The sequence below is a fragment of the Halosolutus gelatinilyticus genome (assembly GCF_023028105.1).
GTDB classification, from domain to species: Archaea; Halobacteriota; Halobacteria; order Halobacteriales; family Natrialbaceae; genus Halosolutus; species Halosolutus gelatinilyticus.
The window spans coordinates 3,519,276-3,543,951 of the sequence record NZ_CP095491.1 but is presented as its reverse complement, the minus strand read 5'-3'; the positions used below and the strand labels follow the sequence as shown (position 1 = coordinate 3,543,951).

26 protein-coding genes are annotated in these 24,676 nt (G+C 66.8%); 9 read left to right on the top strand and 17 right to left on the bottom strand.

Translation table 11 applies throughout. The features are described from left to right. Positions 1-80 precede the first annotated feature (80 nt). Positions 81-494: a PaaI family thioesterase gene (locus MUH00_RS17385; protein ID WP_247000748.1), complete on the top strand. Its 414-nt coding sequence runs from the start codon at positions 81-83 to the stop codon at positions 492-494. Positions 495-559: 65 nt separating this feature from the next. Here the strand turns inward: MUH00_RS17385 and MUH00_RS17380 are convergent, their stop codons facing one another. Further along, positions 560-1,039 carry a cupin domain-containing protein gene (locus tag MUH00_RS17380; protein WP_247000746.1) on the bottom strand — a complete coding sequence of 160 codons (480 nt, stop codon included), beginning with the start codon at positions 1,037-1,039 and terminating at the stop codon, positions 560-562. Between the two features lie 125 nt (positions 1,040-1,164). On the opposite strand from MUH00_RS17380, the gene MUH00_RS17375 reads away from it, so the two are divergent. Together MUH00_RS17375 and MUH00_RS17370 are read left to right on the top strand one after the other, a co-directional pair. Continuing rightward, positions 1,165-1,575 (top strand): GNAT family N-acetyltransferase, encoded by a 411-nt coding sequence (locus tag MUH00_RS17375; protein ID WP_247000744.1) that lies wholly within the window; start codon positions 1,165-1,167, stop codon positions 1,573-1,575. Positions 1,576-1,666: 91 nt separating this feature from the next. Then, positions 1,667-2,152: a twin-arginine translocation signal domain-containing protein gene (locus MUH00_RS17370; protein ID WP_247000742.1), complete on the top strand. Its 486-nt coding sequence runs from the start codon at positions 1,667-1,669 to the stop codon at positions 2,150-2,152. A gap of 12 nt (positions 2,153-2,164) precedes the next feature. On the opposite strand, the gene MUH00_RS17365 is transcribed toward MUH00_RS17370, so the two are convergent. Continuing rightward, a complete protein-coding gene (locus MUH00_RS17365; RefSeq protein WP_247000740.1) occupies positions 2,165-3,913 on the bottom strand; it encodes a YcaO-like family protein in 1,749 nt (582 codons plus the stop codon). A 120-nt stretch (positions 3,914-4,033) separates the two neighbouring features. Between MUH00_RS17365 and MUH00_RS17360 the strand changes: the two genes are divergently transcribed. Further along, positions 4,034-5,101: a DUF7972 family membrane protein gene (locus MUH00_RS17360; RefSeq protein WP_247000738.1), complete on the top strand. Its 1,068-nt coding sequence runs from the start codon at positions 4,034-4,036 to the stop codon at positions 5,099-5,101. A gap of 19 nt (positions 5,102-5,120) precedes the next feature. Here the strand turns inward: MUH00_RS17360 and MUH00_RS17355 are convergent, their stop codons facing one another. The 3 genes from MUH00_RS17355 to MUH00_RS17345 all read right to left on the bottom strand — a co-directional run bounded on the left by MUH00_RS17355 (position 5,121) and on the right by MUH00_RS17345 (position 7,955). Beyond that, on the bottom strand, positions 5,121-6,899 hold the full coding sequence (locus tag MUH00_RS17355) for a histidine kinase N-terminal 7TM domain-containing protein (protein ID WP_247000736.1): 1,779 nt from the start codon (positions 6,897-6,899) through the stop codon (positions 5,121-5,123). Positions 6,900-7,265: 366 nt separating this feature from the next. Further along, positions 7,266-7,703 carry an RNA-binding protein gene (locus MUH00_RS17350; RefSeq protein WP_247000734.1) on the bottom strand — a complete coding sequence of 146 codons (438 nt, stop codon included), beginning with the start codon at positions 7,701-7,703 and terminating at the stop codon, positions 7,266-7,268. Between the two features lie 54 nt (positions 7,704-7,757). Beyond that, complete coding sequence (locus MUH00_RS17345) at positions 7,758-7,955, bottom strand: DUF1918 domain-containing protein (protein ID WP_247000732.1); 198 nt, start codon at positions 7,953-7,955, stop codon at positions 7,758-7,760. Positions 7,956-8,207: 252 nt separating this feature from the next. On the opposite strand from MUH00_RS17345, the gene MUH00_RS17340 reads away from it, so the two are divergent. Beyond that, the gene (locus MUH00_RS17340; RefSeq protein WP_247000730.1) at positions 8,208-10,787 is read left to right on the top strand and encodes an efflux RND transporter permease subunit; all 2,580 of its coding nucleotides are present in this window, start codon (positions 8,208-8,210) and stop codon (positions 10,785-10,787) included. A 48-nt stretch (positions 10,788-10,835) separates the two neighbouring features. Here the strand turns inward: MUH00_RS17340 and MUH00_RS17335 are convergent, their stop codons facing one another. From MUH00_RS17335 to MUH00_RS17320, 4 genes are all read right to left on the bottom strand, one after another. Then, on the bottom strand, positions 10,836-11,126 hold the full coding sequence (locus tag MUH00_RS17335; protein WP_247000728.1) for a hypothetical protein: 291 nt from the start codon (positions 11,124-11,126) through the stop codon (positions 10,836-10,838). Beyond that, on the bottom strand, positions 11,123-11,929 hold the full coding sequence (locus tag MUH00_RS17330) for a succinylglutamate desuccinylase/aspartoacylase family protein (protein ID WP_247000726.1): 807 nt from the start codon (positions 11,927-11,929) through the stop codon (positions 11,123-11,125). The genes MUH00_RS17335 and MUH00_RS17330 overlap by 4 nt, the downstream gene beginning before the upstream one ends. A 47-nt stretch (positions 11,930-11,976) precedes the next feature. Next, entirely contained in the window at positions 11,977-13,008 is a 1,032-nt protein-coding gene (locus MUH00_RS17325; RefSeq protein WP_247000724.1) for an aldo/keto reductase, read from the bottom strand. 111 nt (positions 13,009-13,119) lie between these two features. Then, positions 13,120-13,800, bottom strand: a complete 681-nt coding sequence (locus MUH00_RS17320; protein ID WP_247000723.1) for a type 1 glutamine amidotransferase domain-containing protein — start codon at positions 13,798-13,800, stop codon at positions 13,120-13,122. 156 nt (positions 13,801-13,956) lie between these two features. On the opposite strand from MUH00_RS17320, the gene MUH00_RS17315 reads away from it, so the two are divergent. After that, positions 13,957-14,415: an Hsp20/alpha crystallin family protein gene (locus tag MUH00_RS17315; RefSeq protein ID WP_247000722.1), complete on the top strand. Its 459-nt coding sequence runs from the start codon at positions 13,957-13,959 to the stop codon at positions 14,413-14,415. Between the two features lie 68 nt (positions 14,416-14,483). Here the strand turns inward: MUH00_RS17315 and MUH00_RS17310 are convergent, their stop codons facing one another. Further along, positions 14,484-15,479 carry a DHH family phosphoesterase gene (locus MUH00_RS17310; RefSeq protein WP_247000721.1) on the bottom strand — a complete coding sequence of 332 codons (996 nt, stop codon included), beginning with the start codon at positions 15,477-15,479 and terminating at the stop codon, positions 14,484-14,486. A gap of 592 nt (positions 15,480-16,071) precedes the next feature. On the opposite strand from MUH00_RS17310, the gene MUH00_RS17305 reads away from it, so the two are divergent. Both MUH00_RS17305 and MUH00_RS17300 read left to right on the top strand, forming a co-directional pair. After that, entirely contained in the window at positions 16,072-17,253 is a 1,182-nt protein-coding gene (locus tag MUH00_RS17305) for a thiolase domain-containing protein (protein ID WP_247000720.1), read from the top strand. Next, positions 17,253-18,713, top strand: coding sequence for a zinc ribbon domain-containing protein (locus MUH00_RS17300; RefSeq protein WP_247000719.1), 1,461 nt, complete (start codon positions 17,253-17,255; stop codon positions 18,711-18,713). The genes MUH00_RS17305 and MUH00_RS17300 overlap by 1 nt, the downstream gene beginning before the upstream one ends. 147 nt (positions 18,714-18,860) lie before the next feature. Here the strand turns inward: MUH00_RS17300 and MUH00_RS17295 are convergent, their stop codons facing one another. From MUH00_RS17295 to MUH00_RS17285, 3 genes are all read right to left on the bottom strand, one after another. Continuing rightward, the gene (locus tag MUH00_RS17295) at positions 18,861-19,856 is read right to left on the bottom strand and encodes an ornithine cyclodeaminase family protein (RefSeq protein WP_247000718.1); all 996 of its coding nucleotides are present in this window, start codon (positions 19,854-19,856) and stop codon (positions 18,861-18,863) included. Between the two features lie 57 nt (positions 19,857-19,913). Continuing rightward, entirely contained in the window at positions 19,914-20,135 is a 222-nt protein-coding gene (locus MUH00_RS17290; protein WP_247000717.1) for a DUF8015 family protein, read from the bottom strand. 397 nt (positions 20,136-20,532) lie between these two features. Further along, a complete protein-coding gene (locus MUH00_RS17285; protein ID WP_247000715.1) occupies positions 20,533-20,961 on the bottom strand; it encodes a DUF3054 domain-containing protein in 429 nt (142 codons plus the stop codon). Positions 20,962-21,303: 342 nt separating this feature from the next. Between MUH00_RS17285 and MUH00_RS17280 the strand changes: the two genes are divergently transcribed. Continuing rightward, positions 21,304-21,966: a J domain-containing protein gene (locus MUH00_RS17280; protein ID WP_247004002.1), complete on the top strand. Its 663-nt coding sequence runs from the start codon at positions 21,304-21,306 to the stop codon at positions 21,964-21,966. Here the strand turns inward: MUH00_RS17280 and MUH00_RS17275 are convergent. The 4 genes from MUH00_RS17275 to MUH00_RS17260 form a co-directional block, all read right to left on the bottom strand. Beyond that, a complete protein-coding gene (locus tag MUH00_RS17275) occupies positions 21,963-22,583 on the bottom strand; it encodes a toll/interleukin-1 receptor domain-containing protein (RefSeq protein ID WP_247000713.1) in 621 nt (206 codons plus the stop codon). The genes MUH00_RS17280 and MUH00_RS17275 overlap by 4 nt on opposite strands. 45 nt (positions 22,584-22,628) lie before the next feature. Beyond that, positions 22,629-23,045: a DUF8159 domain-containing protein gene (locus tag MUH00_RS17270; RefSeq protein WP_247000711.1), complete on the bottom strand. Its 417-nt coding sequence runs from the start codon at positions 23,043-23,045 to the stop codon at positions 22,629-22,631. A gap of 92 nt (positions 23,046-23,137) precedes the next feature. After that, a complete protein-coding gene (tpiA, locus tag MUH00_RS17265) occupies positions 23,138-23,782 on the bottom strand; it encodes a triose-phosphate isomerase (RefSeq protein WP_247000708.1) in 645 nt (214 codons plus the stop codon). Between the two features lie 192 nt (positions 23,783-23,974). Beyond that, entirely contained in the window at positions 23,975-24,520 is a 546-nt protein-coding gene (locus tag MUH00_RS17260) for a multiprotein bridging factor aMBF1 (RefSeq protein ID WP_321576077.1), read from the bottom strand. Positions 24,521-24,676: the final 156 nt, after the last annotated feature.

Sequence of the window (24,676 nt, the reverse complement as noted above, 5' to 3'; positions counted from 1 at the left end):
GTCGACCGCCGCCCGGGACCGATCGCGGTCGGGCCGAACGGCGCCCCAGATTTAAGCGCCTGCCCGACACACTCGGCGGCATGGACATCGAAGGATTCTTCCAGGAGATGCCGTTCGCCGACCTGCTGGGCGTCGACGTAACCGCGGCCGAGGACGGCCACGCCGAAGGCCGACTGGAGATGCGCGAGGAACTGTCGTGGAACGCCGACGAACTGATGGCCCACGGCGGCGTCACCTTCACGCTCGCGGACACGGTCGGCGGCGCCGCGCTCGTCTCGATCGTCGAACAGCCGGTCCCGACGATCGACATGCGGATCGACTACCTGTCCGCGGGGACGGGTGACCTGTACGCCGAGGCGGACGTCGTTCGCTGCGGCGGCGACGTCGGCGTCGTCGACGTCGACGTCTACGCGACCGCCGCCGCCGACCCGACGGGCGACGGACCCGACGGGCCGCGGATCGCGAACGCCCGCGGCGTCTACAAGACCGGGTAATCGGGTTCGACCGATCGAATTCGGATCCGACTGACCGATCGAACCGGGTCCGGCGATCCTGGATCTTAGCCGAGCGTAACCGAGTTCTCGCACTCGGTGCAGGTCAGCCGGAACGCCCCCTCGTCCGTGAGTTCGAGGCCGTGGCCCAGTTCCGCCTCGCAGTGACGACAGTAGACCAGCGATTCGAGTTCGTTCCAGTCGTGTTGCGCGCCGGGGGCGCCGAACGCGAACCCGACGACCCGATCGTCGGAGTCGTTGTAGCCCGTCTGGAATTCGCCCGGCGCGAACCGGATGACCTCGTCCTCCTCGACCGTCACTTCGCCGTCTTCGGTGTCGAAGGTCACCGTACCCTCCTGCACGTAGAACACCTCCTCCTGATCGTAGTGGGTGTGCATCCCGCCGGAGAACGACTCGCCGGGTTCGAGTTCGAAGTAGTTCATCGCGAAGTCCGTGAAGCCGAGCGCCGCCGAGATCGGCCGCCTGACCGAGTGGACTTCCATCGGATTTACTTCGACGTCGACGTCGTCGATCGCGATCTTCTCCATGCGCGGTCATTCGTACAGTGTGATAAAAACCCTCGTGCGACCAGGTGACGAGGGGGAACGGACGAGGATGAGAATGGCTGGCACAGCCCCGGTACGTTTGTGACGATAGGACCGAACGGGGTCCCATGGACACTCGCGTACTCGAAACCGAATCCGAACGACGGCTGGCCGTTCCGATCCTTCGACAGCTCTGGACCGACGCAGACCCGGCGTCGGTCCTGTCCTGGACCGGCAGCGACGACTACCACCTGTTCGGCCGGTTCGACGGCAGGACTCTGATCGGCGTCGCCGGCGTGCTCGAGGCGCACCACCTCCACCACGTCCGGCACGCCTGGCTCTACGATCTGGTCGTCGACGGCCCCCGTCGGGGCGAGGGCCACGGCACGGCGCTCGTCGACGACGTCGAGTCGTGGGCGACCGACCGGGGGTGCGAGTACGTCGCGCTGGCCTCCCCCGCTTTGAAGGACGGAGTGCACGAGTTCTACGAGCGCAACGGCTACGAGACGTGGGGCTACGTGATCGAGAAGGAACTGTAACCGGAGCGCCCGTGCGCGACGGCCCCGCGATCGAGCCGATCGGCTCGGGCGAAAGGCAACGCCTACGTACGTCCGGTCCCGAACTCCGATCGTGAAGCGCCGTACGGTACTCCGGTCCGCCGGCGTCGCCGCGATGGCGGGGCTCGCAGGCTGTATCGAGGGGATCCAGAGCCACTTCGGTGGAATCCAGGGCGTGATCCCGATCGAAATCACGAACGAGAGCGATCGCGCACAGAACATCCGGCTCGAAGCCTACACGACCGAGACGGATCGCCATACCTACGACGAAAGCTACTCGGTCCGGGCGGACGAACGCGTCCGTCCGCCCCACTTGAAGAAGACCGAACAGCGGTTCCGCGCGGTCCGGTTCGAGGGCCAAGAGTCGAGTTCCGTCGATACCACCCGGATTTCGCCCGAGACGCAACTCGTGTTGATTACCGTCTACGCGGACGACATCGCGATCGAACTCGTGTTCGACGAGAACGAGGCGGAGAACGTGACGGGTGACGGGAACGAGACGGCCGGCGGGAACGAGACGACCGACGACGCGGACCGCGAGACGGACGGCGGCGGCTGATTCTATCGTCTGTCAGGGGTACGGGTGGAACGGCCGATCGAGCCGCGGCTCGAATCCCAGGTCGGCCGGAACCGATCCGGCTCGATCGGCGAAGAACGGCTCACCGGTGAACAGCGGCTGTGCGCCCGGAACGACGACCCGTACGGCTTCGAATCCCAACTGTTCGACGTCGCGCGTGGTGAGCCGTGCCGCGTAGGGCGTCAGCCCGCACTCGGTCGTCCGTGAGACGAGCGTCTCGAGGGCGTCTCGGCCCGTCGGCGCGGGGTCCGGACCGACGCTCGCCGCCGGAATCGTCCGATCGACGTCGACGAACGTCCGCGCGGGCTCGGGGGAGGAGCCGTACTCGCCGATCGCGCCGGAGGCGTCGTCCGCGTCCTCGGGGCCCAGACCGCGCAGTTCCGTCCAGTTCTGAAGCGCCTCCGCGAGCGCCGACGTCGCGGCGGCGGTCGCGTCGAGCGCCGCCGCGGAGCCCGCGGCGAACGACGGCCACGCATCCGGATCCTCCCCCGCTCCGTCGGCGGGATCACGGTGGACGGCGACCGCGACGACGGGAACGTCGATATCCTGCGTGACCAGCAGCGCCGTGACCGCGAGCCCCTCGCTGCGAGCCCGTCGCTCGAGTTTGGCGAAGCGATCGTCGTCGACGTCGAGGCCGAGCGGCTCGAACGTCGAGTACCACGACAGCATCGTCGCGTCGCGTTCGAGCACCTCCGTCAGCCCCGACAGCAGGGCGTCGACGGTCGACGAGCCGAGACCGAGCCCGGTCGTGATCGCCGGCACCAGCCGATCGCCGGGCTGAGGGAACTGCACGGCGGCGGCCGGGAGGTGAACCGTCTCGCCGGTTTCGAGGTTTTCGCCCTCGACCCACCGGCGCTCCGCGCTCGGATCGTACGTCGAGGTGTCGTCCGGGCGAGCGAGGTCGGTCGGCGACACGACGCGCTCCAGATCGTCCTCGCTCGCGTGGACGAACTCCGCATCCCGGTAGACGCCGGCGCAGTACCGTTCGAGCCCCTCGCCGACGGCCTTCATGAACGCGGCGTTCCAGTCCTCGTCGACGCCCGCGGCCTGCTTCGCCGCGCTCGCGTCGCTGAATCCCGCCGTCTCTACCGTCGTCGCCAGGTAGTACGGCGCCGGGAACGACTCGGCCTCGCCGACGCTGGTCACCAGACCGACCCGATCGTCGATCGCCAGCTCGACGCGCTCGACGGCGGTTTCGAGATCGAACGCGTCGTCGTCCCGATCGAGCGATCGGTCCCGCTCGCCGGCCGCGCAGTCACAACCCGGGACGGGCAGAAACCGCCGCCGGGCGTGCGGAACCTCGATCGTGTGGCCGACGATCGAGCGCTCGTCGCCGCTGAAGACGCGGACGCACTCCCGTCCCGCGAGGGCGCCGGCGAACCGCGCCGCGCTCCGATCGGCTCGCGGCTGCTCGGCGGGCGAATCGAGCGTCGACGCGACCCGCGTTCGGAGGCAGTCGAAACAGCCTGTAGCCGGCGCGAAGCCGGAGACTGCGGCGTCGAGTTCCTCGATCGGGTGGCCGCCGACGCCGCCGATCTCGACGCCGATCCAGGGCGTCGATCCCGATCGAGCCGCCTCGTTCGCGCGATCGAAGGTCGCCGCGCCGGCGACGTCGCTGACGATCGCGAACCGAGCGCCGTCGAGGTCGGTCGGATCGGCGTCTCGAACCGTGACGTCGACGTCTTCGAGGGCGGCGACGATCGCCTCGCGGACCGAATCGCCGCCGACGACGTGGACTTCCATACTGCCACGGTTACCGGCGACGGGCAAAAACGCCCCGTTCGCGCGACGGGGCTTCGCCGCGGATCGAGGGCCGGCAACGCATGCGTCCACGCTTTTCCGCCGCGACGTTGACGTGTCGATATGAGCGCGGACGAGCGCAGTATCGGTACGAGCGAACGGATCGACGACGAGGTGAGTCGAAGCGACCTCGTCCACGCGCGGCTCCGCGAGTCGCCGCTCAAACGCTGGTTCCTCCTCGACGGGAACCGGTACGCGATCGCGGGCCTGTTCTCGGTCGTCGTCTTCGCCACGTGCGCGGTGATCGGACTCGCGGGGTACATCCCGGTCACCGATCCGACGACCGCGACGACGCTCGTCGGGTCGATCGTCGGCGGCACGCTTCCGTTCATCACGATCGTCCTCGCGATCAACCAGCTGGTCCTCTCGCAGGAACTCGGCTGGCCGGGAGACCTCGAAGATCGCTTCGAATCCATGGCCGCCTTCCGGCGCGAGGTCGAGGAGGCGACCGAGACGCCGGTCAGTCCGGCGGCGCCGGCCGACTTCCTGCAACTGGTCGTCGACTCCGTCGTCGACCGAACCGAGCAGTTACGACCGATCGCGGGTCAGCCGGACGATCCGCACCGCGCCGCGGTCCTCGAGGACTTCGTCGACGCCGTCGCGAACGAGGGCGCGATCGTCTCCCGATCGCTCGAAGACGCGGATTTCGGCACCTTCGATGCCCTGTCGTCGGTGCTGGGCCACTTCAACGGCGCCCACCTGTACGCGGCCCGACGGATTCGAACGCACTACGCCGACGAGCTGTCGGACGAAGCGATCGAGACGTTCGACCTGCTCGTCGACCTGCTCGGCCTGCTCGCGATCGCGCGCCAGACGTTCAAGACGCTGTACATGCAGTACGAACTCGCTCACCTCTCGAAGGTGTTGCTCGTGGTCGGGTTCCCGACGCTGCTCGGCGGCGGGATCTTCATGATGACCTACACGCGGATCATCGACGCCGTCGGCACGCCGTGGGTGCTCGTGCTCGTCGTCAGCGCCGTCGTGACGTTCGTCTTTCTCCCGTTCGTCGTCCTGCTGGTCTACACGTTTCGGATCGCCTCGATCACCTCCCGGACTGCGGATTTCGGCCCGTTCGTCCCGCGCGTGGAGTTCCGGGAAGACGGAAAGGGACTCGAGGAGAACGCGGACTGACAGCCGCGGAGATCACACCCTACGAAGCGATTTCGGTTTCGTTCGCGGATCGGTTCGATCGATCGACGATCGGAAGGGTGATCGTGAAGATCGACCCCTCGGGCTCGTTGTCGTCGATCTCGATCGATCCGTCGTACCACTCGACGAACGTCCGGACCAGGTGAAGGCCCAGTCCGCTGCCGTCGCTGCGTTCGCCCTTGACGCCGCGGTCGAAGATTCGGTCTCGCATCGATTCCGGAATTCCGGGACCGTTGTCCGCGATGTGAACGGCGATTCGGTCGTCAACCGTTTCGACCGAGACGTCGATTCGCGGCGTCTCTTTGTCGTTGTGGACCACGGCGTTTCGAAGCACGTTGCTGACGGCGGACGCGAGCGCACTGTCCGCGACGACGTCGACATTCGGCGTCTCGTGGAGTTCGAACGCTGCCTCCGGGAACGACTTCGCCGCCTTTTCCACCTCCTCTTCCAGGACCGTTTCGATCGAGATCGAACGGCCGCTGTCGCCCGGCGTCTCGACCGGTTGCGAGAGTTCCGTCGCGATCAACGTGAGATCGACGATGTGCCTGACGGATTGGTCGATACGCTCCAGATAGGGAGCCGTCTCGTCATCGAACGGCGTTCCCTCGAGCGTGTCGGTCAACACCTCCGTCCAGCCGAGCGCGACCATCGTGTCGTTGCGGATGTCGTGACGTAACATTTGGTTTAGCGTCTCGAGCTGTTCGTTGTGCTGTTCGAGGAGCTGATCGTACTGGATGCGCTTGGTGACGTCCTGGATGACCACGTGGTGGCCGTACTCGACCCCGCGCGCGTCGGTGAGTCGCGAGCACGAAACGCGGTACACCCCGCCACCGACCCGGATTTCGGGGTCTCGCTCCTCTGCGAGGATCGCGTCGATCCGTTCGGCCGGCTCCGAGAGCGTCGCGAGCGACTGGCCGACGATCGGACCGGTCACGTCCAGGAACGCGCGCGCGTTTCGGTTAGCCTCGACCACGCGGTGCTTGTCGTCCACGACGAGAACTCCGTTGGGCGTGGTCTCGAGCAGCGATTCGAATGGGACCGGGATGGTATCCAGTACCTGGTACTTGAACAGACTCCACGCGAACACGGACCCGGTGAAGACGAACAGGTACGGCTCGAGTTCGTACGCCGCGCTCAGATCGAACAGCGACGGGCCGACGTAGTAGTACAGCGGCGGGAGAACGACCAGCGGCGCGATGCCGACGACGAGGAGGCCGACCTGGTTGCGCTGCCCGGACGTCGTCGCGACGAACGCTTCGAACAACAACAGAAGCGCGATCCACAGCACCAGATAGGTGTAGACGGCGTCGATGTGGTACCACGGTCTGACGCCGTGATCGAGGTAGACGTCGTCGCCGACCGCGACCATCGTTGGATCCTGGATGATGAGCCCGGGGAACCAGGACGTGAATGCGAGTATGAGGGTGATCGTCGGCATGATCGCCAGCGCGACGATCAGGGAGCGGGTTATCCACCGATCGCGTCCGGTGTATTCGAGCGCGAACAGCAGCGCCGCCGGCGGAATGAGCACCCAGCCGAAATACTGGATCCGCCACCAGAAGAGGCTCCACTCGAGCGTCGTCACCGAGTACTCGAGAACCTTCGTGCCGGCGTAGAACGCACAGCTCCCCATCAACGCGGCGAACGGGACGGCAGCTGGCTGATCGCGGTATCGCCAGGCGATGATCGCGAGAACGGTGCAGATCACGAACGACGCGAAGACGATCGGGGTGTGGGGATTCCACTGAAGCGCAGCGGAGTGAATCGTCGACCAGACCATCTGTGTTACCGACCCACCGGTAGCGCTTCGCACTCGAAAGAGACGGACGGGACGTCACCCGATACACGACGTCCGTGTGACGCTTTCTGACGGTCGGCTTCGCGGGGCGTCGGACACCCGGCGACCGCACTCCGGAATACGATACTTGTCGGGAACGCAGCGATCCACTGCGGCGACTCGACGTCGCCGGGATCCGCGATGCCCGTGTAGGCGACAGTTCGACGGCACATAGGATCCATAGGTGTTACACGTACGCCCGGCACGGAGATAACGTGTACACCTGACGCGCCGCTTCGGAGCGCATTTCGTACGTTTCGTCCCCGGCCCGTCTTCGGACCGGGGCCGCGGCTCGGCCGGGCGACGGCGTCAGTCGTCGTCGCGCAACCGTTCGAGAACCTCGCGGGCGTTCTCGACCGCCCGCTCTTTCTTCGCCGGGTAGGCCTCGACTTTCGCCCGGAACGTGATTCCGTCACCCAGTCGAACTTCGTCCTCGAAGGCCGCCTGCTTGTCCAGTCGCAAGAAGAGTTCGGTGTTCTCGGTGACCCGATCGTCGAGCTCCGCGAGGACGGCGTCTAACTCCTCGAGGTCCGCGAGTCGCGAGAGGACGTGTCGGACGTCGTCGGCCGCCTCGACGCGCGCCGAGAGGACGAGAATCCGATCGCCGTAGTGGCCTTCGCTCTCGACCCGATCGATCTCGAACTCCTCGGGGAGGAACGTGCGAAGCGCCTGCTCGACGCGTTTCTCGTCCTCGGTGGCGTAGCAGAACGTCCGTACGTCGACGTAGTGAAGCGGAATCTGGGGCATCTGCGGACTGTGGATCGATCGCGGGTCGAAGTACCGGCGCGGCCGGTACCTCGCTTATTCGTCGTCTTCGTTCTCGTCGGCCGCTTCGAGGGAGTCCTCGGGTACGCCGGCTTCCTGGCCGTCCTCGAAGCTGATCGTGTAGGTGACGTCGCCGAACATCGACTCCATCGTCTGGGTGATGGTGCCGGTCTCTCCGTCGAACTCGCTGTGCTCGTCGTGCAGGACGACGCGGTCGTCTTCCTCGAAGCTCATGGGCGGTGCTTTCCCGCCTGCGTGTAAAAAGGGACTGATTTGGCCGTCGGCTCTCGATCACCGCGGCCCCGCCCGATCCCACGAAGAGCTGGCAGCGCCCCGAATACCCCGCGCCCGTATCGATCCGTATGCCAACGGATGGCTCTCGGGCCAGTAATTATACTCTATCTAAATATGTAGAAATAATTGTACAGTCACGGAAAGAAATGCTTATGATGCGACGCGCACGGTTACGACTTCAGTAGTAAACGTATGATTCAAAAGCCACTCGACGATTGCATCGGATTCGTAACCGACCACAATCGGATCGTGATCGCGGTGATGCTCGTGCTCACCGCGGGGATGCTGGTCGGAATAACGAACCTCGATACGGCCAGTCAGGCGGGCGGCGACGAGCTCGGCGACACGAGGCCGGCCCAGAAGGCCGAGTACATCGCCGAACACTACGACGACGGCCGCGACGAGGAGGACGCCGCGGTACCGGCGGCCGTCTACGTCCGCGATCCCGACGGCAACGTCCTTTCGAAAACGGCGCTGCTCGACTCGCTTCGCTATCAGCGAGCGGTCGTCGGCGACGATCGGCTCGCCGGTTCCCTGACCGAGCAGGACGGCGAGCGGATCGTCGGCGCCGCCAACCTGGTCGCGGCCCGGGCGGCCGGCGATCCGGAGGCGAGGCTTGACGAGCAGATCACGGCTCTCGAGGGCGCGAGCGACGAGGAGGTCGCCGAACTGGTCCGCGAGACGTTCGCCGAAGGTGCGTCGACGCTGCACCTGCTTCCGACCGACTACGAACCGGGAACGGCGTCAGCCACCGGCCACCGGATGCTCTTCTACCTCGAACCCAACGAGGACGGCGCCGCGCCGAGCGAGGCGACGCGGGTCCTCTACGAGGCGGCCGAGGAACGCGACGATCCCGAGTACTTCACGCTGGGAGAACACGCCATCGTCGAGGCCAACGAGCAGATCAACCAGGATACGGTCGAGCTGATCCTGCCCGTGGCACTGGCGCTCATCCTCGCCGTGCTGGCCTTCAGTTACCGCGATCTCGTCGACGTCGTCGTCGGCATGACCGGCGTGATCGTCTCTGTCCTCTGGATGTTCGGAATTATGGGCTGGCTCGGCGTGTCGGCGGGGATCACGATGATCGTCGGGCCGGTGTTGATCGCCGGGCTGAGCATCGACTTCGGGTTCCACGTGTTCAACCGCTACAGGGAGCAACGCGGGGACGGAGAGCCGGTTCGGCTGCCGATGCGGCGGGCGGTCCGCGCGGTCGCGATCGCGCTCGGACTCGTGACGATCACGGCCGCGATCGGGTTCCTCTCGAACCTCGTGAACCCGCTGGCCGTGATTCGCGATCTCGGCGTCGGGATCACCCTCGGCATCGGCTCCGCGTTCGTCATCTTCCTGACGCTCGTCCCGGCGCTGAAGCTGAGCATCGACGGGCTGCTCGAGCGGTTCGGACTCGATCGCCGCAAACGCCCGCTGGGTCACGGGGCGTACCTCCGGCCGCTCCTCGGCGGCGGCGTGACCCTCGCCGCCCGGGCCGCCCCGATCGTCATCGTGATCGCGGTCGTCGCGGGTGCCTCGGGCGCGGTGGCCTGGACCGCGCTCGACGAGAAGAGCTTCCAGCAGCAGACCGAGGAGACCGCGGAGTGGAAGCAGAACCTTCCCGGACCGCTCGCGTGGGAGGATCCCGACTTCATCCACCAGAGTCAGTACGTTCAGGACACGTACCGGTCGCCGGGAGACGACGAGAGCGACCGGGCGCAGCTACTGATCGAGGGCGACGTGACAGCCGACGGAACGCTCGATCGGGTCGATCGGGGCGTGGAGACGGCCCGCGATCGGGGCGTCGTCTTCGAACGGTCGGGCGTGAGCACCGTCGTCACGCCGGCGTCGGTGATCCAGTCGGTCGCGGCGGAAGATGAGTCGTTCGCGCAGACCGTCGCCGACGCCGACGAGGACGGCGACGGGGTTCCCGATCGCGACCTGGAAGGGGTGTACGATCACCTCTACGAGGTCGCCCCGGAGCAGGCCGCGCTGGTGGTCGAGCGGACCGACGGGGGTGAGGGATCCGACGGATCGCGATCCACGGTGGACGAGTCGTCTACCGACGAGTATCGATCGCTGCGGGCGATCGTTCCGGTCGAGCGGACGAGCGACCTCGACGAGCGGGCCAACGACCTGCGGGCGGCCGCGTCGACGATCGAGGACGGCTCGGACCTCACCGCGACCGCCGTCGGCGAGTCGACGATCGTCCAGGCGGAGCTAGCGGCGCTCACCGACGGCATCTTACAGACGCTGGTGATCGCGCTGTCCGTCATGGGGGTCGCCCTGATGGTCGTCTACCGCGTCGCCCAGGGCAGCGCGACGCTCGGCGCGGTGACGGTCGTCCCGATCGCGCTGGTGGTCGGGCTCGTCGTCGTCGGGATGTACCTGCTCTCGGTTCCGCTGACGCTGTTGACGGCGCTGTTGATGAGCCTGGTCGTCGGGCTCGGCGTGGACTACAACATCCACATCAGTGATCGGTTCGCCCAGGAGTTCGAACGAACTCCCGACGCGTACGGCGCGTTACGGACGGCGGTGACCGGAACCGGCGGCGCGCTCCTGGGAAGTACGCTCACGTCGGTGGGCGCGTTCGGCTCGCTCCTGTTGCACCCGCACCCGCAGATGACGAGTTTCGGAACGATGGTCATCCTCGCGCTCGTCACGTCGTTCCTCGTCAGCGTGTTCGTCCTTCCGAGCCTGCTTCTCGTCTGGGCGCGGTACGTGACGGAGGTCCCCGGGGCCGATCGAGCGAACGAGGACGGGGCCGCTCCGGCCGAAGACTGAGCCGTCCGACTTCGACGGACGGCAAGAATCTTCGACACGGACGGGAGGTTACGCCGACCGTCGTCCGCACCACCACTCGTACCCTGCGCCGACGGCGGACGCGATCCCGAAACAGCCGACCAGAAACGGCGCCCAGTAGATCCAGAACTCGAACCGCGGCGCGAGCGCGTTGCCGATCGCCGTCCCGATCGAAAAGAGCAGGTAGCCGGGCAACGCGAGCGGCGAGAACAGCTGCGTCTCGAACCAGCCGAGAGCGAAGGGAACGACCAGCAGGGCGTAGGTGCCGATCGTCGCGGGGCTCGTGGCGATCCGTCGAAGCGCCTCGACGCTCGGGTTCATCGCTCGCCCTCCGCGTCGAGCAGACCGTGCATGTCGAGGACGTGCGCCGCCGCCAGCCGCGTCAGCTCGACGCGTGCCTCTCGATCGAGCAGGAACTCGGTCGTCTCGAAGAGGTACGCGCTCGCGCCCAGCTCGCGGGCCGCCTTCTGAAAGAGCAACGGCCCCGACAGGTTGGTCTCGCTGGCCGCGAACCGGTGGAACGGCAGGTACCAGGGGACGGCGTCGTCGAGCGCGGCGGCGAGTTCCTCGCCGCGGGCGTCCGGCGAGTGATAGACCGCCTGGCCGACGAACTCTCGGTGGAGGCCGCGGATCCCGAGCGATCGGTGCAGATCGAGGACGACGTCGGGATCGTACCGCTCGACGGCGTCCCAGATACCGCGCGCGAGGTCGGTTAGGGGCTCGCGATCGGCCGGGAAGTGGCGGTTCAGGTCGCCGTCGACGCCCTCCCGCTCGCCGTTCTCGACGGCGACGCGGTTCGTTTCGGGAACCACGACGAGCGTTCCCGCGTCGGGGCGCCACTCGGCGACCTGCCGGGCGACGACGATCCCGCTGCGCTCGTCGCCGTGGACGCCGCCGAACACCATCGCCGTCGGTCCGTCCCGCGGCGCGTCGATCTCGTACAGCGTCGTCTCGTGATCGGTTCCCGGGAGGAGCGGTTCCGCGTTCGTGCTGGCTTCCCCCGCATCGCCGGGCCGACGGGCGGCCGAGAGCGAGCGGTGGGCGGTCGGCAGGCGGCTCGCGAGGCCGGCCGTCACCGATCCGACGACGACCCCGCCGGCAGCCAGAATCGTCCGACGTCTCATCGTCCGGGACAGATAACGCGCACCGTAAAGCGCCTTCCCATCGAGGCTCAGGAGCGGTGTCCCCACCGCTCGCCCGCCTCGTCGTACCGGGCGTCGACGATCCGGTCGAACTGGTCGTCCGACAGCAAGACGTCGATCGCGCCGACGTTCTCCTCGAGTTGCTCGACGGTGCGCGCGCCGACGATCGGCACGCACGCGAAGTCCGGCTGTTCGATCAGCCACCGGAGCGCGACCTGCGCCGGGGTGGCGTCCAGCTCCTCGGCGATCGCGCGGATCTCGTCGAGGACGCGCCAGCCGCGCTCCGAGAGGTAGAAGTCCTCGAACCGATCGTCGAACGACCCGCGCGCGCCGTCGGGACCCTCGAACGTCGTCGGATCGTCCTCGTCGACGCGTTCGTACTTGCCCGTCAAGAAGCCGCCCGCAAGCGGCGAGTACGGACAGACGGCGAGGTTCTGGTCGGTGCAGACGTCGAGATAGTCTTTCACGTCGTCGCGGTAGCCGGCGTGGAACAGCGGCTGAGTGACCTCGAAGTGCTCGTAGTCCTCGACGTCGCTCGTCCAGAGCGCCTTGGTGAGTTGCCAGGCGGCCATCGTCGACGCGCCGAGGTAGTGGACTTTCCCCTCGCGAACGAGATCGGTCAGCGTCGCCAACGTCTCCTCGATCGGCGTCCCTTCGTCCCATCGGTGGATGTAGTAGAGGTCGAGGTAATCGGTTCCCAACCTGTCGAGGGTGCCCTCGATCTGGGCGCGGATGTGCTTGCGCCCCAGCCCCGAGTCGTTCGGGCCGGGTTCGCCCCAGCCGTCGAACGGGAAGTAGACCTTCGAGGCGATCACGAAGTCCTCGCGATCGTAGTCGTTCAGCCACTCCCCGACGTACTCCTCGGAGGTGCCGTGGGGCGTGCCGTAGACGTTCGCGGTGTCGATGAAGTTGATCCCCCGATCCCACGCCGCGTCGAGCAGTTCGTGGGCCCGCTCCCGATCGGTCTCGACCACGCCGCCGGTCTCGCGACCGAAGCGCCACGTGCCGAAACACAGTTGCGAGACCGTCGTTCCCGTCGACCCGAGTCGCGCGTACTCCATACTCGACTCTCCGCTGCGACGGGCAAAATAGTGACGCGGCCGGCAAGCCGCTCGATCGCGCTCGCCGGAGCGTCGGACCGGACGGATCAGCTACCGATCAGTTCGTCGACCTCAGACGCCGAGTTCGTCGAGTAGCGTCCGCGCCGCGGCGCTCGAAGATTCGGGGCCGCGGCCGGTGATGAGATCGCCGTCGACGGTGACGCTCTCGTTTCGGTCGAGTTCGGCGTCCCAGTTGGCGCCGACGGCTCTCACCTCGTTTTCGACCCAGTAAGGGAGCTTCCGGCCGCTTGGCATCCGATCGTCCTCGTCGACGATGTCCGCCTCCCACTCGTTCGGGAAGCCGGTGACGTCGCGCCCGCTGGCGATGAGTTCCCCGTCGCTGCCGCGGGTGAACGCGAGGATGCCGACCGCGTGACAGACCACGAGCGCCGTGCCCTCGTGTCCCTCGACCGTGTCGCGGAGGATTCGGCGGGCGTGGCTGTCCTGATTGACGTCCCACTCGGTGCCGTGGCCACCGGGATAGACGACGGCGTCGTACTCGCCGGCGTCCGCTCGCGCCGTCGGGATCGGGTCGTTCAGCCGATCGTCCGTCTCGTGGACATCGCGGACGTGTTCGGCGGTCTCCTTGCCGACCTGCTCGGGATCGAGCGATCGCTCGTCGATCACGGGTTCGCTGCCGGACGGCGTCGCGACGGTGATCTCGATCCCGGCGTCGGACAGGGTCTCGAGCGGTTCGACGCACTCCTCGCCCCAGTACCCTTCTTCGCTGACGATGAATAGCGCGCGCGTCATGCTCGTTCGAAGCTAGGTCGAGGAACCTAAAAACACCCGGCCCACCCCTCGGTTCTGCCGCGATCGGCGATCGGAACCTGTTCGACGCGCTGACCGTCACAGCCGCCGGACGTGGGCTTTTTCGGCGTCGATCCCTTATCTCCGCTAGGTGATAGCATGGCAGATCGATCCAGCCCGTTCGACGGGATCGAAGAGTTGCTCGATCGACTGAACCGACAGTTCGAAACCGCGGCCCGATCGTGGGATCGAGACGTCGAGAGTCGGGGTCGGTTCGACCTCTCGATGGGAGACGCCGCGACGAGCGTGGACCTCGCGGACGAGGGCGATGAGTTCGTCGCCGTCGTCGACGTCCCCGGCTACGAGCACGACGACATCGACCTCCACCTCGCGGGGGATCAACTCGCGATCGAGGGAGAGCGCGATCAGGAGGTCGAAGAGAGCGAAGATCGGTTCATCCGCCGCGAACGGACGTCCCAGTCGTTCAGTCGCCGGCTGCAGCTTCCGGAGCCGGTCGACGCCGACGGTGCGAGCGCGACGCTCAACAACGGCGTGCTGACGATCACGTTGCCGAAGCTCGAACCCGGCGACGATTCGCAGTCGATCGACATCGAGTGACCGTCGAGCGGACGACTGGACGTCAGTGAAGCGATGCCGCGCACCGTCGCCGGTCCGACGACCCGGTCCTACTCGCCGTCGTGAATGGCGTCGAAGAACCGACGAGGGAGTCGATCGTCGAGGGTCTCCAGTAGGTCGTCGTCGTCCCCGAAGTCGGCAACGCGGTCGAGTTCGAGTCGGCCGCCGGCCATGTCGTGGTGGCCGCCGACGGAGCCTAGTTCGTCGTAGCCGTCGCGGAGCGTCTCGCCGATGTGGACGTTCGGATCGATCGAGCGTGCGCTCAGCCGGATCGCGCCGTCGACGACGCCGTAGGCGAGGACCGTATCGACCCCCTCGAGGTTGAGCAGGTAGTCCGCCGCCTGCGGGAGCGCGTCGGTTTCGGTGGTCGTGCCAACGCTGGCTACCAGGGAGGTGTTTTGCCGCTCGCGGCTCGCGATCGCCCGGCCGATCGCGTCGATCGTCTCCGGCGTGAACGCGCTCCCGTACAGCTGTTCGAGGGTTTCGAGGTCGGCGTACGGGTAGACGGCGAGCGCGGCCTCGTACTCGCGCCGGGTCGGCTCGCGGAGGAAGTCGAGTCGCTCCCGGTGGAGCGCGAACAGCAGCGCCGAGGCCAGCCGCGTGGTCCACTCGACGTCGAGGTCGTCCAGGTACTCGATGAAGATCGTCGCTGTCGCCCCGTACTCGGATCGGACGTCCGCGTAGGCGGCGTCGATCAGCGGCCCCGGATGGTGATCGACGACGATGTCGGGGCGGATCGACCCGTCGAGTTCCGTGTTGGCCCCCGGTTGCGAGTGATCGACGAACGCGAGCAAGTCGTACTCCTCGACCGCGGTTTCGGCCAGTTCCCGGAGGTCGATGTCGAGCATCCGAACGAACGCCCGGTTTTGCTGGTGGGAGATCTCCCCGCCGTAGGCGATCGTCACGTCGTCGACGGCCTGCTGATCGGCGATCGTCTCGAGGGCGATCGCGCTGGCGAGACAGTCGGGATCCGGGTTGTCGTGGCAGACGATGACCAGCGAGTCGGCGTTCGCGAGTAGGGAGGCCAACTCGGCTGCACGAGACATGGCGCCCAATACGAGGAGCAGACGTTTCAACCCCTCCGCCCGTAGTGTGCCGTAATCGGTCCGGCAACGGATCGTTGATTGAGGTAGGAACGGGATACGATCGGAGCGCGGATGGACGGCGGTCGGAAACCGATCGCCGGACACCGGTCCGAGACCCGTCCGCCGCGATCAGCCCTTCGCGTTCGGTACCGCGGCGTCGGACGTGAGTTCGACGACGTGACCGTCGTCGGCGTGCTCGCGCCACCACTCGTTGGCGTCGGAATACTCGTCAAACGATTCGGTTTCCAAACACGTGTTACATGTTGCCGTAAACATCATATCCATCCGTCATTCTGTGCGATAGCACCCGTTCCTGAGCAACAATCATCTCCCATGCGATCGCAGGGTCGCCCGCGTTCGACGGTGCTCGCCTTCGGTCCCGGGTTCAGGTCCCGAACCGATCGGCGACGTCGTCGCGGTCCGTCGGCACTCACCACCGCGGCGCTCTCGCCGAAGCGAGCGGAGGAAGCGATCGAAACCGATGGCGAACCGCGACGAAAATAACTCACGGTCGATCGTGAACTTATTTGCCGACGGGTGCGGAGATCCGGGTATGCGAGACGCGTATCTGATCGGCGCGGGGCAGTCCGACTACGGCGCCTTCCCATCGGAGAGCTACCGATCGCTGTTCCGGACGGCCGTCGAAGCGGCCGTCGAGAGCGTTCCGAAGGGGATCGTCGTGGACGAGATCGACGAAGCGTTCGTCGGTACCCTGGGCGTCGGCGGTCGACAGCTCGGGCTGTCGGGACCCGCGGTGACCGAGTACGCGGGTCTCGACGGGGTTCCCTGCACGCGGGTCGAAAACGCCTGCGCTGCGAGCGGATTCGCGGTCCGACAGGCCGTCCAGGCGATCAAATCCGGGATGGCGGACGTCGTCCTCGCCGGCGGCTTCGAGGTCATGTCCGACGCGAGTTCGGACGCGACGAAGTACTGGCTCGGCGTCTCCGGCGAGACCGAGTGGGAACGCCTCTCGGGAACCACCTTCTCCGGCGTCTACGCCCAGATGGCGTCGGCCCACATGGCCGAGTACGACACCACGCGCGAACACCTTTCTCGGGTCGCCGTGAAGAACCACGCAAACGGCGCGAAAAACCCCCACGCCCAGCTGGGTTTCGAGTGCTCGCTCGAGGACGCCCAGTCGGCGCCCGTCGTCGCCGACCCGTTGAACCTCTATCACTGCTGTCCGACCTCCGACGGGGCCGCCTGCGCCCTCGTCGTCGGCGAAGACGTCGTCGACGAGTTCACCGACGACCCGATCCGTATCGCCGGCGTCGGCGCCGGCAGCGACGCCGTCGGACTCTTTCAACGGGATTCCTACGTGGGGATTCCCGCGAGTCGGCGGGCGGCCGAGGCGGCGTACGGGATGGCCGACGTCGGCCCCGACGACCTCGACTTCGCCGAAGTTCACGACTGCTTTGCGATCGCCGAGCTGCTGGCCTACGAGGATCTCGGCTTCTGTGAGCGCGGCGAGTCCGGACGGTTGATCGAGTCCGGCGCGACCGAACTCGGCGGCGACCTTCCCGTCAACACCTCCGGCGGCCTCAAGTCGAAGGGGCACCCGATCGGGGCGACCGGCGCGGGACAGGTCGTAGAGGCGTTCAAACAGCTCTCCGGCGAGGCGGGCGATCGGCAGGTCGAGAACGCGAGGCGCGGGCTCACGCACAACGTCGGCGGGAGCGGTGGCGCCGCGGTCGTCCACGTATTCGAACGCGAGGACGCGGAGGCGAGCGCCTGATGGTCGCGATCACCGCCGTCGGCGCGTACGCGCCGCGCTTCCGGATCACCGCCGAGGCGTTCCGGGAAGCGTGGGGACAGTTTCAGGCCCCCGGCGTGAACGAGAAGGCGGTTCCGGGAGCCGACGAGGATGCCCTCACTATGGCGTCCGAGGCCGCCGTTAGAGCGCTGGACGCCGCCGGACTGGAAGGCGAGGCGATCACCTGGCTCGGCTTCGGGACTTCGAATCCGCCGCTCGAGGAGGGGGACCTGACGGCGCGACTCGGCGCGATGCTCGCCGTGCCCGACGACGCGCCCCGACAGGTCTTCGCCGGCAGCACGCGGGCCGGAACCCGGGCGCTTCGAGCGGGAACGGACGCGATCGCGGCCGAAGGCGGCCGAGGGTTGATCGTCGCCGCCGACGCGCCGCGGGGCGACCCCGACGACGCGATCGACCACGCCGCCGGCGCCGGGGCCGCGGCGTTCGTCGTCGCGCCGGAGGGACCGGCCGAAATCGTCGATCGGGCCGAGTACGCGGCTCCCTATCCCGGCACCAGGTTCCGCCAGTACGGGGCCCGGTCGACTGAGGGGCTCGAGATCACGCAGTACGATCGGCAGGCGTTCACCGAGACGATCGCCGGGGCCGTCGGTGGCCTCGAAACCGATCCGGAGCCCGACGCGGCGGCGATCCAGGCGCCCGACGGCAAACTTCCGTACCGGGCGGCGGGCGCGGCCGGCGTCGGCGCCGACGAGATCCGAGCATGCGCGACGGTCCACGACCTCGGCGACCTCGGCGCCGCAAGCGTCCCGGTGAGCCTCACTCGCGCGCTGGCCGAGGGGTGCGCGTCGATCCTCGCGGTCTCCCACGGAAGCGGCGCGGGCGCCGACGCCTTCGTGCTGGACGCGACCGCCGACGTGCCGACGAGTACCGCGCTCGATCGCGGCGGGGAGGACGACGCGGCGCTCTCGTACGCCGAGTACCTCCGCCAACGGGGCGTTGTCACCTCCGGCCCGCCGTCGGGGGGAGGGGCGTACGTCAGCGTCCCCTCCTGGCGCCGATCACTCCCCCAGCGGTACCGGCTGGTCGCGGGCCGCTGCGTCGAGTGCGGCGCGCTCTCGTTCCCGCCGGAAGGGGCCTGCGGGGAGTGCGGCGCACTGGCCGACTACGACCCGATCGAACTCGCGGGCGAGGGAACGATCGAGGCGGTTACCACGATCTCGCAGGGCGGCGCTCCCCCCGAATTCGCCGAACAGCAGGCGCAGGCCGGCGATTACGCGGCCGCGATCGTCGCGCTCGGAGCGACGGATGAAGACGAATCCGCAGGCGGGGAGCGCGACGCCGTCAGCGTCCCCGCGATGGGAACCGACGCCGCGCCCGAGACGTTCGCCGTCGGCGATCGGGTCGAGACGACGATCCGCCGGATCTACACGCAAGAGGGCGTCACGCGGTACGGGTTCAAGATACGACCGGCGGGCGACTGATGGGCGTTTTCGAGCCGATTTCCGGTCTGTTCGACCGTGGTTATCCCTCTTTTCTCGATCGTCACCGCCCTCGGACTGGCCGTCTATCTGCTCGATTTCCTGTACCAGTAGCTACTCCGTGTGCTGAAACCATACGGCCGTCCGCCATCACCCGGTCAGCGCCTCGCTCGCCGGTGCAAACGAGATTTCCGTTCCGAGACCTTTGTCGACCGCCCGCTCGTAGAGCATGTTCGCCGCCGCAACCGTCTCGATCCCGGTGCCGCCGCTGTCGAAGACCGTGATCTCGTCGTCGCTCGTCCGACCGGGTTTCGAGCCGGCGACGATCTCGCCCAGTTCCGCGTGGACGTGGTCCTCGGTGACGACGCCGGCGTCGAGCGCGGCGAGGAACGATCCCGCGTCGAACGTCGCCCGCTCCCGGAGGTCCGGGACGTAGGTCGCCCGCTCGATCGTCGTCGTATCCAGCTCCCGGGAATCGCGGCTGTACTGTCCCATCGCGGTAACGTGGGTACCGGGATCGAGTTCGTCACCGTCGAAGACCGGGGCGCTCGACGTCGTCGCCGTGATCACCACGTCAGAGCCGACCACGGCGTCCGCGCTCGTTTCGACGGGCCGGACCGTCGCGTCGAGGACATCGTCGAAGTCCACGGCGAACGACTCGCGGTTTTCGGGCGTGGGCGAGTAGACCCGCACCTCGGCGAACTCGCGGACGGTCGCCGTCGTCTTGAGTTGGCCCCGCGCCTGCGCGCCGGTTCCGATGATGCCGATCGTCTCGGCGTCGTCGCGGGCGAGTTCGTCGACGGCGACCGCGCCGGCGGCGCCGGTCTTGAACGGATTCATGCTCGCGCCGTCGAGCAAGGCGAGCGGTTCCCCGCTGTCGGCGTCGAACAGGGGCGTCACGAACCAGGCGTCCTCGGCGCCGAAGCCGGCCGTGTACAGATAGCCGCCCATCGCCCCTGTCTCCGGGAGAATGGCCGCGTACCCGGTGAGCATCCCCTCCGGGTCGGGATTGAAGAACTTCGATCGGGGCTGTGCGGGCGCACCGTTCCCTCGTTGCCGATAGCCGTCGCGGACGGCGTCGACGTACGCCGCAGGCGGTGCGAGATCCGTAACCTCGTCGCTGGTCAGAAACAGCGCGTCGGTCATACCGAACAACACGAAACGAAGCGGGAAAAGAGGGGAGAAGGCGGAAATCGAGGCGTTTTAATCCGCGTTGAACGGCGGACGGGCGGAGTTGGACTGGACGTCCTCGGAGGCGCCGGTCGGCGTATTAACGAACATTGCGTGGCCGATGATCGCCATCGAAGCGAGCGCACCGATCGGCACCGCTGCTGTCAACGAGATACCCACGAACGTCAACGCAGCGGTGATTCCGAGCAGTGCGACTGGGATGAGGCCAAGGACAATGTCGTAATATCCAGTCATAATCTATCCTATAGTATGGGAAATAGGCATATAAGTGTTTCCCATAATCGGCAGATAGTGCATTAGTCCATGACTCGTATTTGGAGCAGTGGATATACATAACTTATGAGTGAGTTTCAATCCGCTGTTTTCCAACCTCAAATGACGAAAGAAAACCGGCGGACCGACCAATATCTATGCTATCTATCATCTGAATATTAATAATCGCAAGACGACAAGGGGGTGTTTCGGCCGATACGTCGATCGTCACCGTCCAGATTCATAACCATCAATGGTGTTCTTTCTTCCGGACGATTCTTGAGCGTTTACGAGCCGTGATAGGTCACCGATGAGAAACGTCGATCGCGGGGGATCGTCCGGCCGATCGACGCTGGTCGTCGGCCCGCGGGCGTTCCGATCAGGACGTCGAGCGAACGAGCGTCGCGTACCCGAGGCGCCACCCGAGGAGCGCGAGCAGGCCGAATCCCGTCATGACGAGATTGAACGGCCAGACGGCTCCGCCGTCGAACGCCGGCGACGAGCGGAGGATCAGTCCGACGTTCGCCGCGGCGATCCACGCCACCGACACCGAACGAGCAGTACGAGGGGCGGACGTCGCAACGTCGCGAGCGTAGACGCCCGCAACGGGTGCGATCACGAGCCAGCCGAGCGCGAACGGGGCGATCGTCTCGAGCGATGTGATCGGGTCGGCGATCGGGTTGACGTCGTGACTGAGAAGGCCGACGGTCACGAAGCCGACGACCACCGCGACGTCGATCGCGCCGAGCGCCAGCGTTTCGCGGTCGGCGGTCGCGCCTCGGGTCGCCGCTCGGGATATCGCGTCCATAGCTGCGGATCGGTACCGCTCGCCTATTGCAGTCCCGGTTTCGATCGACCCGCGGAAAAAGACCTGACAGGAGAGGAGGATCGGCGACGTGCGCCGCCGAACGCCGTCCAACGGACAGAGCGTCTCCGTGCGAGGGTGGACCCCGCACGCTACTGCTAACGGCCGGGCCGGACTTTGTTATCGACGCCATTCGGAGCGCACCGGGTGGCGCCTCGGGGCGCGTAAGCACCGCCTACGCGCGCTGGAGCGGTACAGGGGACGCGCCGTCCCGGACGATGCGTTCGACGCGATAATTCCAGAATGGACAGCACTAATATAGGAAGAAGACAAATCGGTGCAATGATGGCTGTGGCCGGGAACCGTCAGGCTGGTTGTGAGGGATGCGGCCGAACGGTCTCCCTCGACGAACTGACGACAGTCACGATGCCGGACGGCGATCGGGTGGCTTGCTGTCCGACCTGCGCCCCGCACGCCCGTGCAGCCGCGAACAAGTCCCGCTCGCTCGATCAACGGCGCGGCACCTGCGACGGGTGCACCGGCGAATTTCCCGAAGCCGAACTCCGGGAGATCGCGTTGAACGACGGGCTCGTGGTCGCGTGCTGTTCCTCCTGTGCAGCGTCGGCGCCGGACGAAGACGGCGCGACCGGGGGTTCGTCCGCCGGACCGAACGCCGGCGGCAGAGCCGGCGAGCAGAACCTCTGCAACCAGTGTCACGAGTGGGTCGACGAGGAACTGTTCCGGGTCACGACGATCGACGATCGCACCGAACACCTCTGTACGCCCTGTACGGAACGCGCCGAGGAGAACGGAATCGTCAAAGACGTCGCCCTTCGCACCGCGCGGGCCCGAGAGCTCCTCGGCGTCGAGGAGGGGGCGAGCGACGACGAGATCCGCGCGGCGTTTCACGAACAGGTCAAACGCGCCCATCCGGATCGGAAAAGCGGCAGTGCGTCGGCGTTCCAACTGGTCACAGACGCGTACGACAGACTTCGGAAATCCGACTAGCGCCCGTCGTGGCCGCCGTCCTCCCGCCGGACGAATCCGATGGTGGCCGGGTCGAAGTAGTACGTCGCGTCGCACACGTCACACGGCGTCGATAGCAGGTGGCCGTGTTTGTGGAGCTTCCAGAGTTTCGTCTGGCCCTGTTCCAGTTCGAGCGTCACGGGATGGTCGCAGCCGGGAATCGTACACGGAAATCGGATGTACCAGTTCGGAACTGAGAGCGCCCCCAGCGGCGCGAGTTCGCTGCGAAGCCGACACAGCAGGTTGAAGATGGTAAACGAGAGGTTCTCCCGATCGATCGCCACGCCCTCGACCTCGCCGATGAACCCGCCTCGGAGGGACGGATCGGCGTACAACGGCAGCACCGGGATCCCCTTGGCCAGCGCGTAGCCGGTCTCCTGATTGATCCACGTGCTGTTCGCCGATCGCTCCGTCAAGACGGCGACGACGACGTCGCTGTTGGCCAGCCGTCCCTCGAGTCGTTTCCGCGAGCGGCCCGATTCGACCTCCTCTAAGGCGATGTGGACGCCGATCGGGAAGTTCTTGACCGTCGAGAACAGGTCCTGGACGAGTTCGAGGTCGCCCGGGGCGTGCGAGACGAACACCTGTTCTCCGGTCATACACCTATCTACGCGAGATAGTCGGCTGAAACACCATTAATCTACCTACTGTCCGTCCCGCCGATTCGTCCTCGTGTCGAGAACCCGCTGGGAAAACTCGAGTTCCGAGAGTGTCGAGCCGAGGGTCTCGAACCACGCCCGCTCGACGTGCCACTCGCCGCGCGGCTCACCCTCCGTCGTCGTCGCCCTCGCCTCTACCCGACCGGGCGTCCACGATCGTTCTTCGGCGATGGCGAGCACCGTCCGAACGACCGCGCTGACTTCCTGGCTCGTTATTTCGGGCGCCTCAGCTATCGTTTCGTACTCGACCGTGAAGCCGGCGCCGTCGTCCGGGTTCGAAACGGCGTCCGAGCCGTTCGCGTCGCCCGCGTCCGAATCGTGCCACGTGAACTCCGTGACGTAGATCCCGTGACTCATGAGGCGGTTTTCCAGCGCGACCGCCACGGGATGATCCGTGGTCATGGCTCACCCTTCGACGGGACGGCAAAAAAGCGATCGGGCGCGTTTCGGACGATCGGCTGTTCGACGCAGCGCGATACCGATCTTGCCGGCGCTCAGAGCGGCGCGACGAGGTCTTCGAGCGCCGCTTCGGGGTCGTCGGCCTTCGCGACGCCGCTCGCGAGCAGCACGCCTTCGGCGCCGAGGTCGGCCGCCGCGACGACGTCGTCGCCGGTGCTGATCCCGGCGCCGCAGAGCACGGACGCGTTCCGATCGACGTTCCGGGCCGCTTCGACCGCGTCCTCGACGACGTCGGGATCGGCCTGGCTGACCGGCGTTCCCGTCCCGATCAGTTCCGGCGGTTCGACGGCGACGGCGTCCGGCCCGAGCGCGGCCGCGGCGCCGATCTGCGCCGGGTTGTTCGCACAGACGACCGTCTCGAGGTCCGCGCGCCGTGCGGCCCGAACCGCTCCGTCGAGATCGGCCAGCTTCTGGCGGTGCTCGGAGTGGTTGATCAGCGTTCCCGTCGCACCCGCCTCCGCGACGGTCTCGGCGAGCGTGTGCCCGGTGTTGCTCCCGTAGTCGATCGGATCGACGTGTTGAGCCCACGTCTCCGCGCCCGTCTCCGCGACACGTTCGAGGTGCGCCGCCTGCGGGGCGACGGCCAGCCGGGCGTCCGTCGTTTCGTCGACATCGCGGACGGCTTCGGCGACGTCGACGGGATCACAGGGATACGTCTTGAGGTTTACGAGGACGAACATCGTGATAGGTGCTAGGCTCTCCCGCGTGCAAAAATAGCTTGCGAGTCACTCCGTCCCGCCCGCCGTTTGGAGCCACTCCACCTCACCGTTCGGTCGCCGCGTCGGCTACGAGCCCCAATCCCGAACGCGGCGGACGGGATCGCGGGGAGAGGAGTACAGGTTCCGGAGGGAGACGCCGACGGACCGGTCGGATCAGTCCTTACGCTTGACGACGTCGCCGAGCGTGTAACTGCCGGTCGAGGAGCCGCCCGACCACTCCTCGGAATCGTCGCCGCTGGCGCCCTCGGCGCTCAGATTGATGTCGAGGAAGCGCTCGAGTTTCGACTGCACGCGATCGCTCGGCAGCGTGTCGCCGCGCTCGATCTTGCGGATGAGACTCGCCTTCTCGTTGAGTTCGTTCGCGAGATCGGACTGGCTGAGTCCCTTCTTCTCGCGGGCATTGCGGACCCGGTCGTCGTAATCGGTCGCGAGTTCGTCCATGTCGTCGAACATGTCCTGGCGGCGCGATCGGCTCGACCCGCCGGCCGTCGACCCGGAGCTCGATCCGCCGCTGCTCGAACTCGAGGACGAAGACGAACCCGATCCGGTCGAGTACTTGGTCGACGTACTCGAACTCGACTGCTGTCTCACCTCAGTGCCGAAGTCGGTGCAGTTCGCACACACGTCCAACTTCGCGCCCTCGACTTTGATGGTCTTCGGGGACGACGTCTCGGCGCCACACATCTCGCACTGAACCATGTCACCGTCTATATCGCGGCGGGCCATAAACCATGCGGCGCTAGAAAACGTGTTCGGATCCGGATGGCGCGCCCTCGATACTGCGCCGATCGAGAACACCCTGAAAGCCCCTGACAGCCCCTTTCATCCCCGTTCGCGGTGGCAGCTCGGTCAGCC

What these genes read in the sequence shown, in the direction of transcription:
- MUH00_RS17280 (WP_247004002.1), top strand. Translation starts at nt 21,304, where the DNA reads ATGGCTGTGGCCGGGAACCGTCAGGCTGGTTGTGAGGGATGCGGCCGA.
- MUH00_RS17335 (WP_247000728.1), bottom strand. Translation starts at nt 11,126, where the DNA reads ATGAACCCGAGCGTCGAGGCGCTTCGACGGATCGCCACGAGCCCCGCG.
- MUH00_RS17285 (WP_247000715.1), bottom strand. Translation starts at nt 20,961, where the DNA reads ATGGACGCGATATCCCGAGCGGCGACCCGAGGCGCGACCGCCGACCGC.
- tpiA (WP_247000708.1), bottom strand. Translation starts at nt 23,782, where the DNA reads ATGTTCGTCCTCGTAAACCTCAAGACGTATCCCTGTGATCCCGTCGAC.
- MUH00_RS17260 (WP_321576077.1), bottom strand. Translation starts at nt 24,520, where the DNA reads ATGGTTCAGTGCGAGATGTGTGGCGCCGAGACGTCGTCCCCGAAGACC.
- MUH00_RS17350 (WP_247000734.1), bottom strand. Translation starts at nt 7,703, where the DNA reads ATGCCCCAGATTCCGCTTCACTACGTCGACGTACGGACGTTCTGCTAC.
- MUH00_RS17365 (WP_247000740.1), bottom strand. Translation starts at nt 3,913, where the DNA reads ATGGAAGTCCACGTCGTCGGCGGCGATTCGGTCCGCGAGGCGATCGTC.
- MUH00_RS17310 (WP_247000721.1), bottom strand. Translation starts at nt 15,479, where the DNA reads ATGTCTCGTGCAGCCGAGTTGGCCTCCCTACTCGCGAACGCCGACTCG.
- MUH00_RS17375 (WP_247000744.1), top strand. Translation starts at nt 1,165, where the DNA reads ATGGACACTCGCGTACTCGAAACCGAATCCGAACGACGGCTGGCCGTT.
- MUH00_RS17360 (WP_247000738.1), top strand. Translation starts at nt 4,034, where the DNA reads ATGAGCGCGGACGAGCGCAGTATCGGTACGAGCGAACGGATCGACGAC.
- MUH00_RS17295 (WP_247000718.1), bottom strand. Translation starts at nt 19,856, where the DNA reads ATGACCGACGCGCTGTTTCTGACCAGCGACGAGGTTACGGATCTCGCA.
- MUH00_RS17320 (WP_247000723.1), bottom strand. Translation starts at nt 13,800, where the DNA reads ATGACGCGCGCGCTATTCATCGTCAGCGAAGAAGGGTACTGGGGCGAG.
- MUH00_RS17270 (WP_247000711.1), bottom strand. Translation starts at nt 23,045, where the DNA reads ATGACCACGGATCATCCCGTGGCGGTCGCGCTGGAAAACCGCCTCATG.
- MUH00_RS17325 (WP_247000724.1), bottom strand. Translation starts at nt 13,008, where the DNA reads ATGGAGTACGCGCGACTCGGGTCGACGGGAACGACGGTCTCGCAACTG.
- MUH00_RS17275 (WP_247000713.1), bottom strand. Translation starts at nt 22,583, where the DNA reads ATGACCGGAGAACAGGTGTTCGTCTCGCACGCCCCGGGCGACCTCGAA.
- MUH00_RS17385 (WP_247000748.1), top strand. Translation starts at nt 81, where the DNA reads ATGGACATCGAAGGATTCTTCCAGGAGATGCCGTTCGCCGACCTGCTG.
- MUH00_RS17290 (WP_247000717.1), bottom strand. Translation starts at nt 20,135, where the DNA reads ATGACTGGATATTACGACATTGTCCTTGGCCTCATCCCAGTCGCACTG.
- MUH00_RS17330 (WP_247000726.1), bottom strand. Translation starts at nt 11,929, where the DNA reads ATGAGACGTCGGACGATTCTGGCTGCCGGCGGGGTCGTCGTCGGATCG.
- MUH00_RS17345 (WP_247000732.1), bottom strand. Translation starts at nt 7,955, where the DNA reads ATGAGCTTCGAGGAAGACGACCGCGTCGTCCTGCACGACGAGCACAGC.
- MUH00_RS17300 (WP_247000719.1), top strand. Translation starts at nt 17,253, where the DNA reads ATGGTCGCGATCACCGCCGTCGGCGCGTACGCGCCGCGCTTCCGGATC.
- MUH00_RS17355 (WP_247000736.1), bottom strand. Translation starts at nt 6,899, where the DNA reads ATGGTCTGGTCGACGATTCACTCCGCTGCGCTTCAGTGGAATCCCCAC.
- MUH00_RS17380 (WP_247000746.1), bottom strand. Translation starts at nt 1,039, where the DNA reads ATGGAGAAGATCGCGATCGACGACGTCGACGTCGAAGTAAATCCGATG.
- MUH00_RS17340 (WP_247000730.1), top strand. Translation starts at nt 8,208, where the DNA reads ATGATTCAAAAGCCACTCGACGATTGCATCGGATTCGTAACCGACCAC.
- MUH00_RS17315 (WP_247000722.1), top strand. Translation starts at nt 13,957, where the DNA reads ATGGCAGATCGATCCAGCCCGTTCGACGGGATCGAAGAGTTGCTCGAT.
- MUH00_RS17305 (WP_247000720.1), top strand. Translation starts at nt 16,072, where the DNA reads ATGCGAGACGCGTATCTGATCGGCGCGGGGCAGTCCGACTACGGCGCC.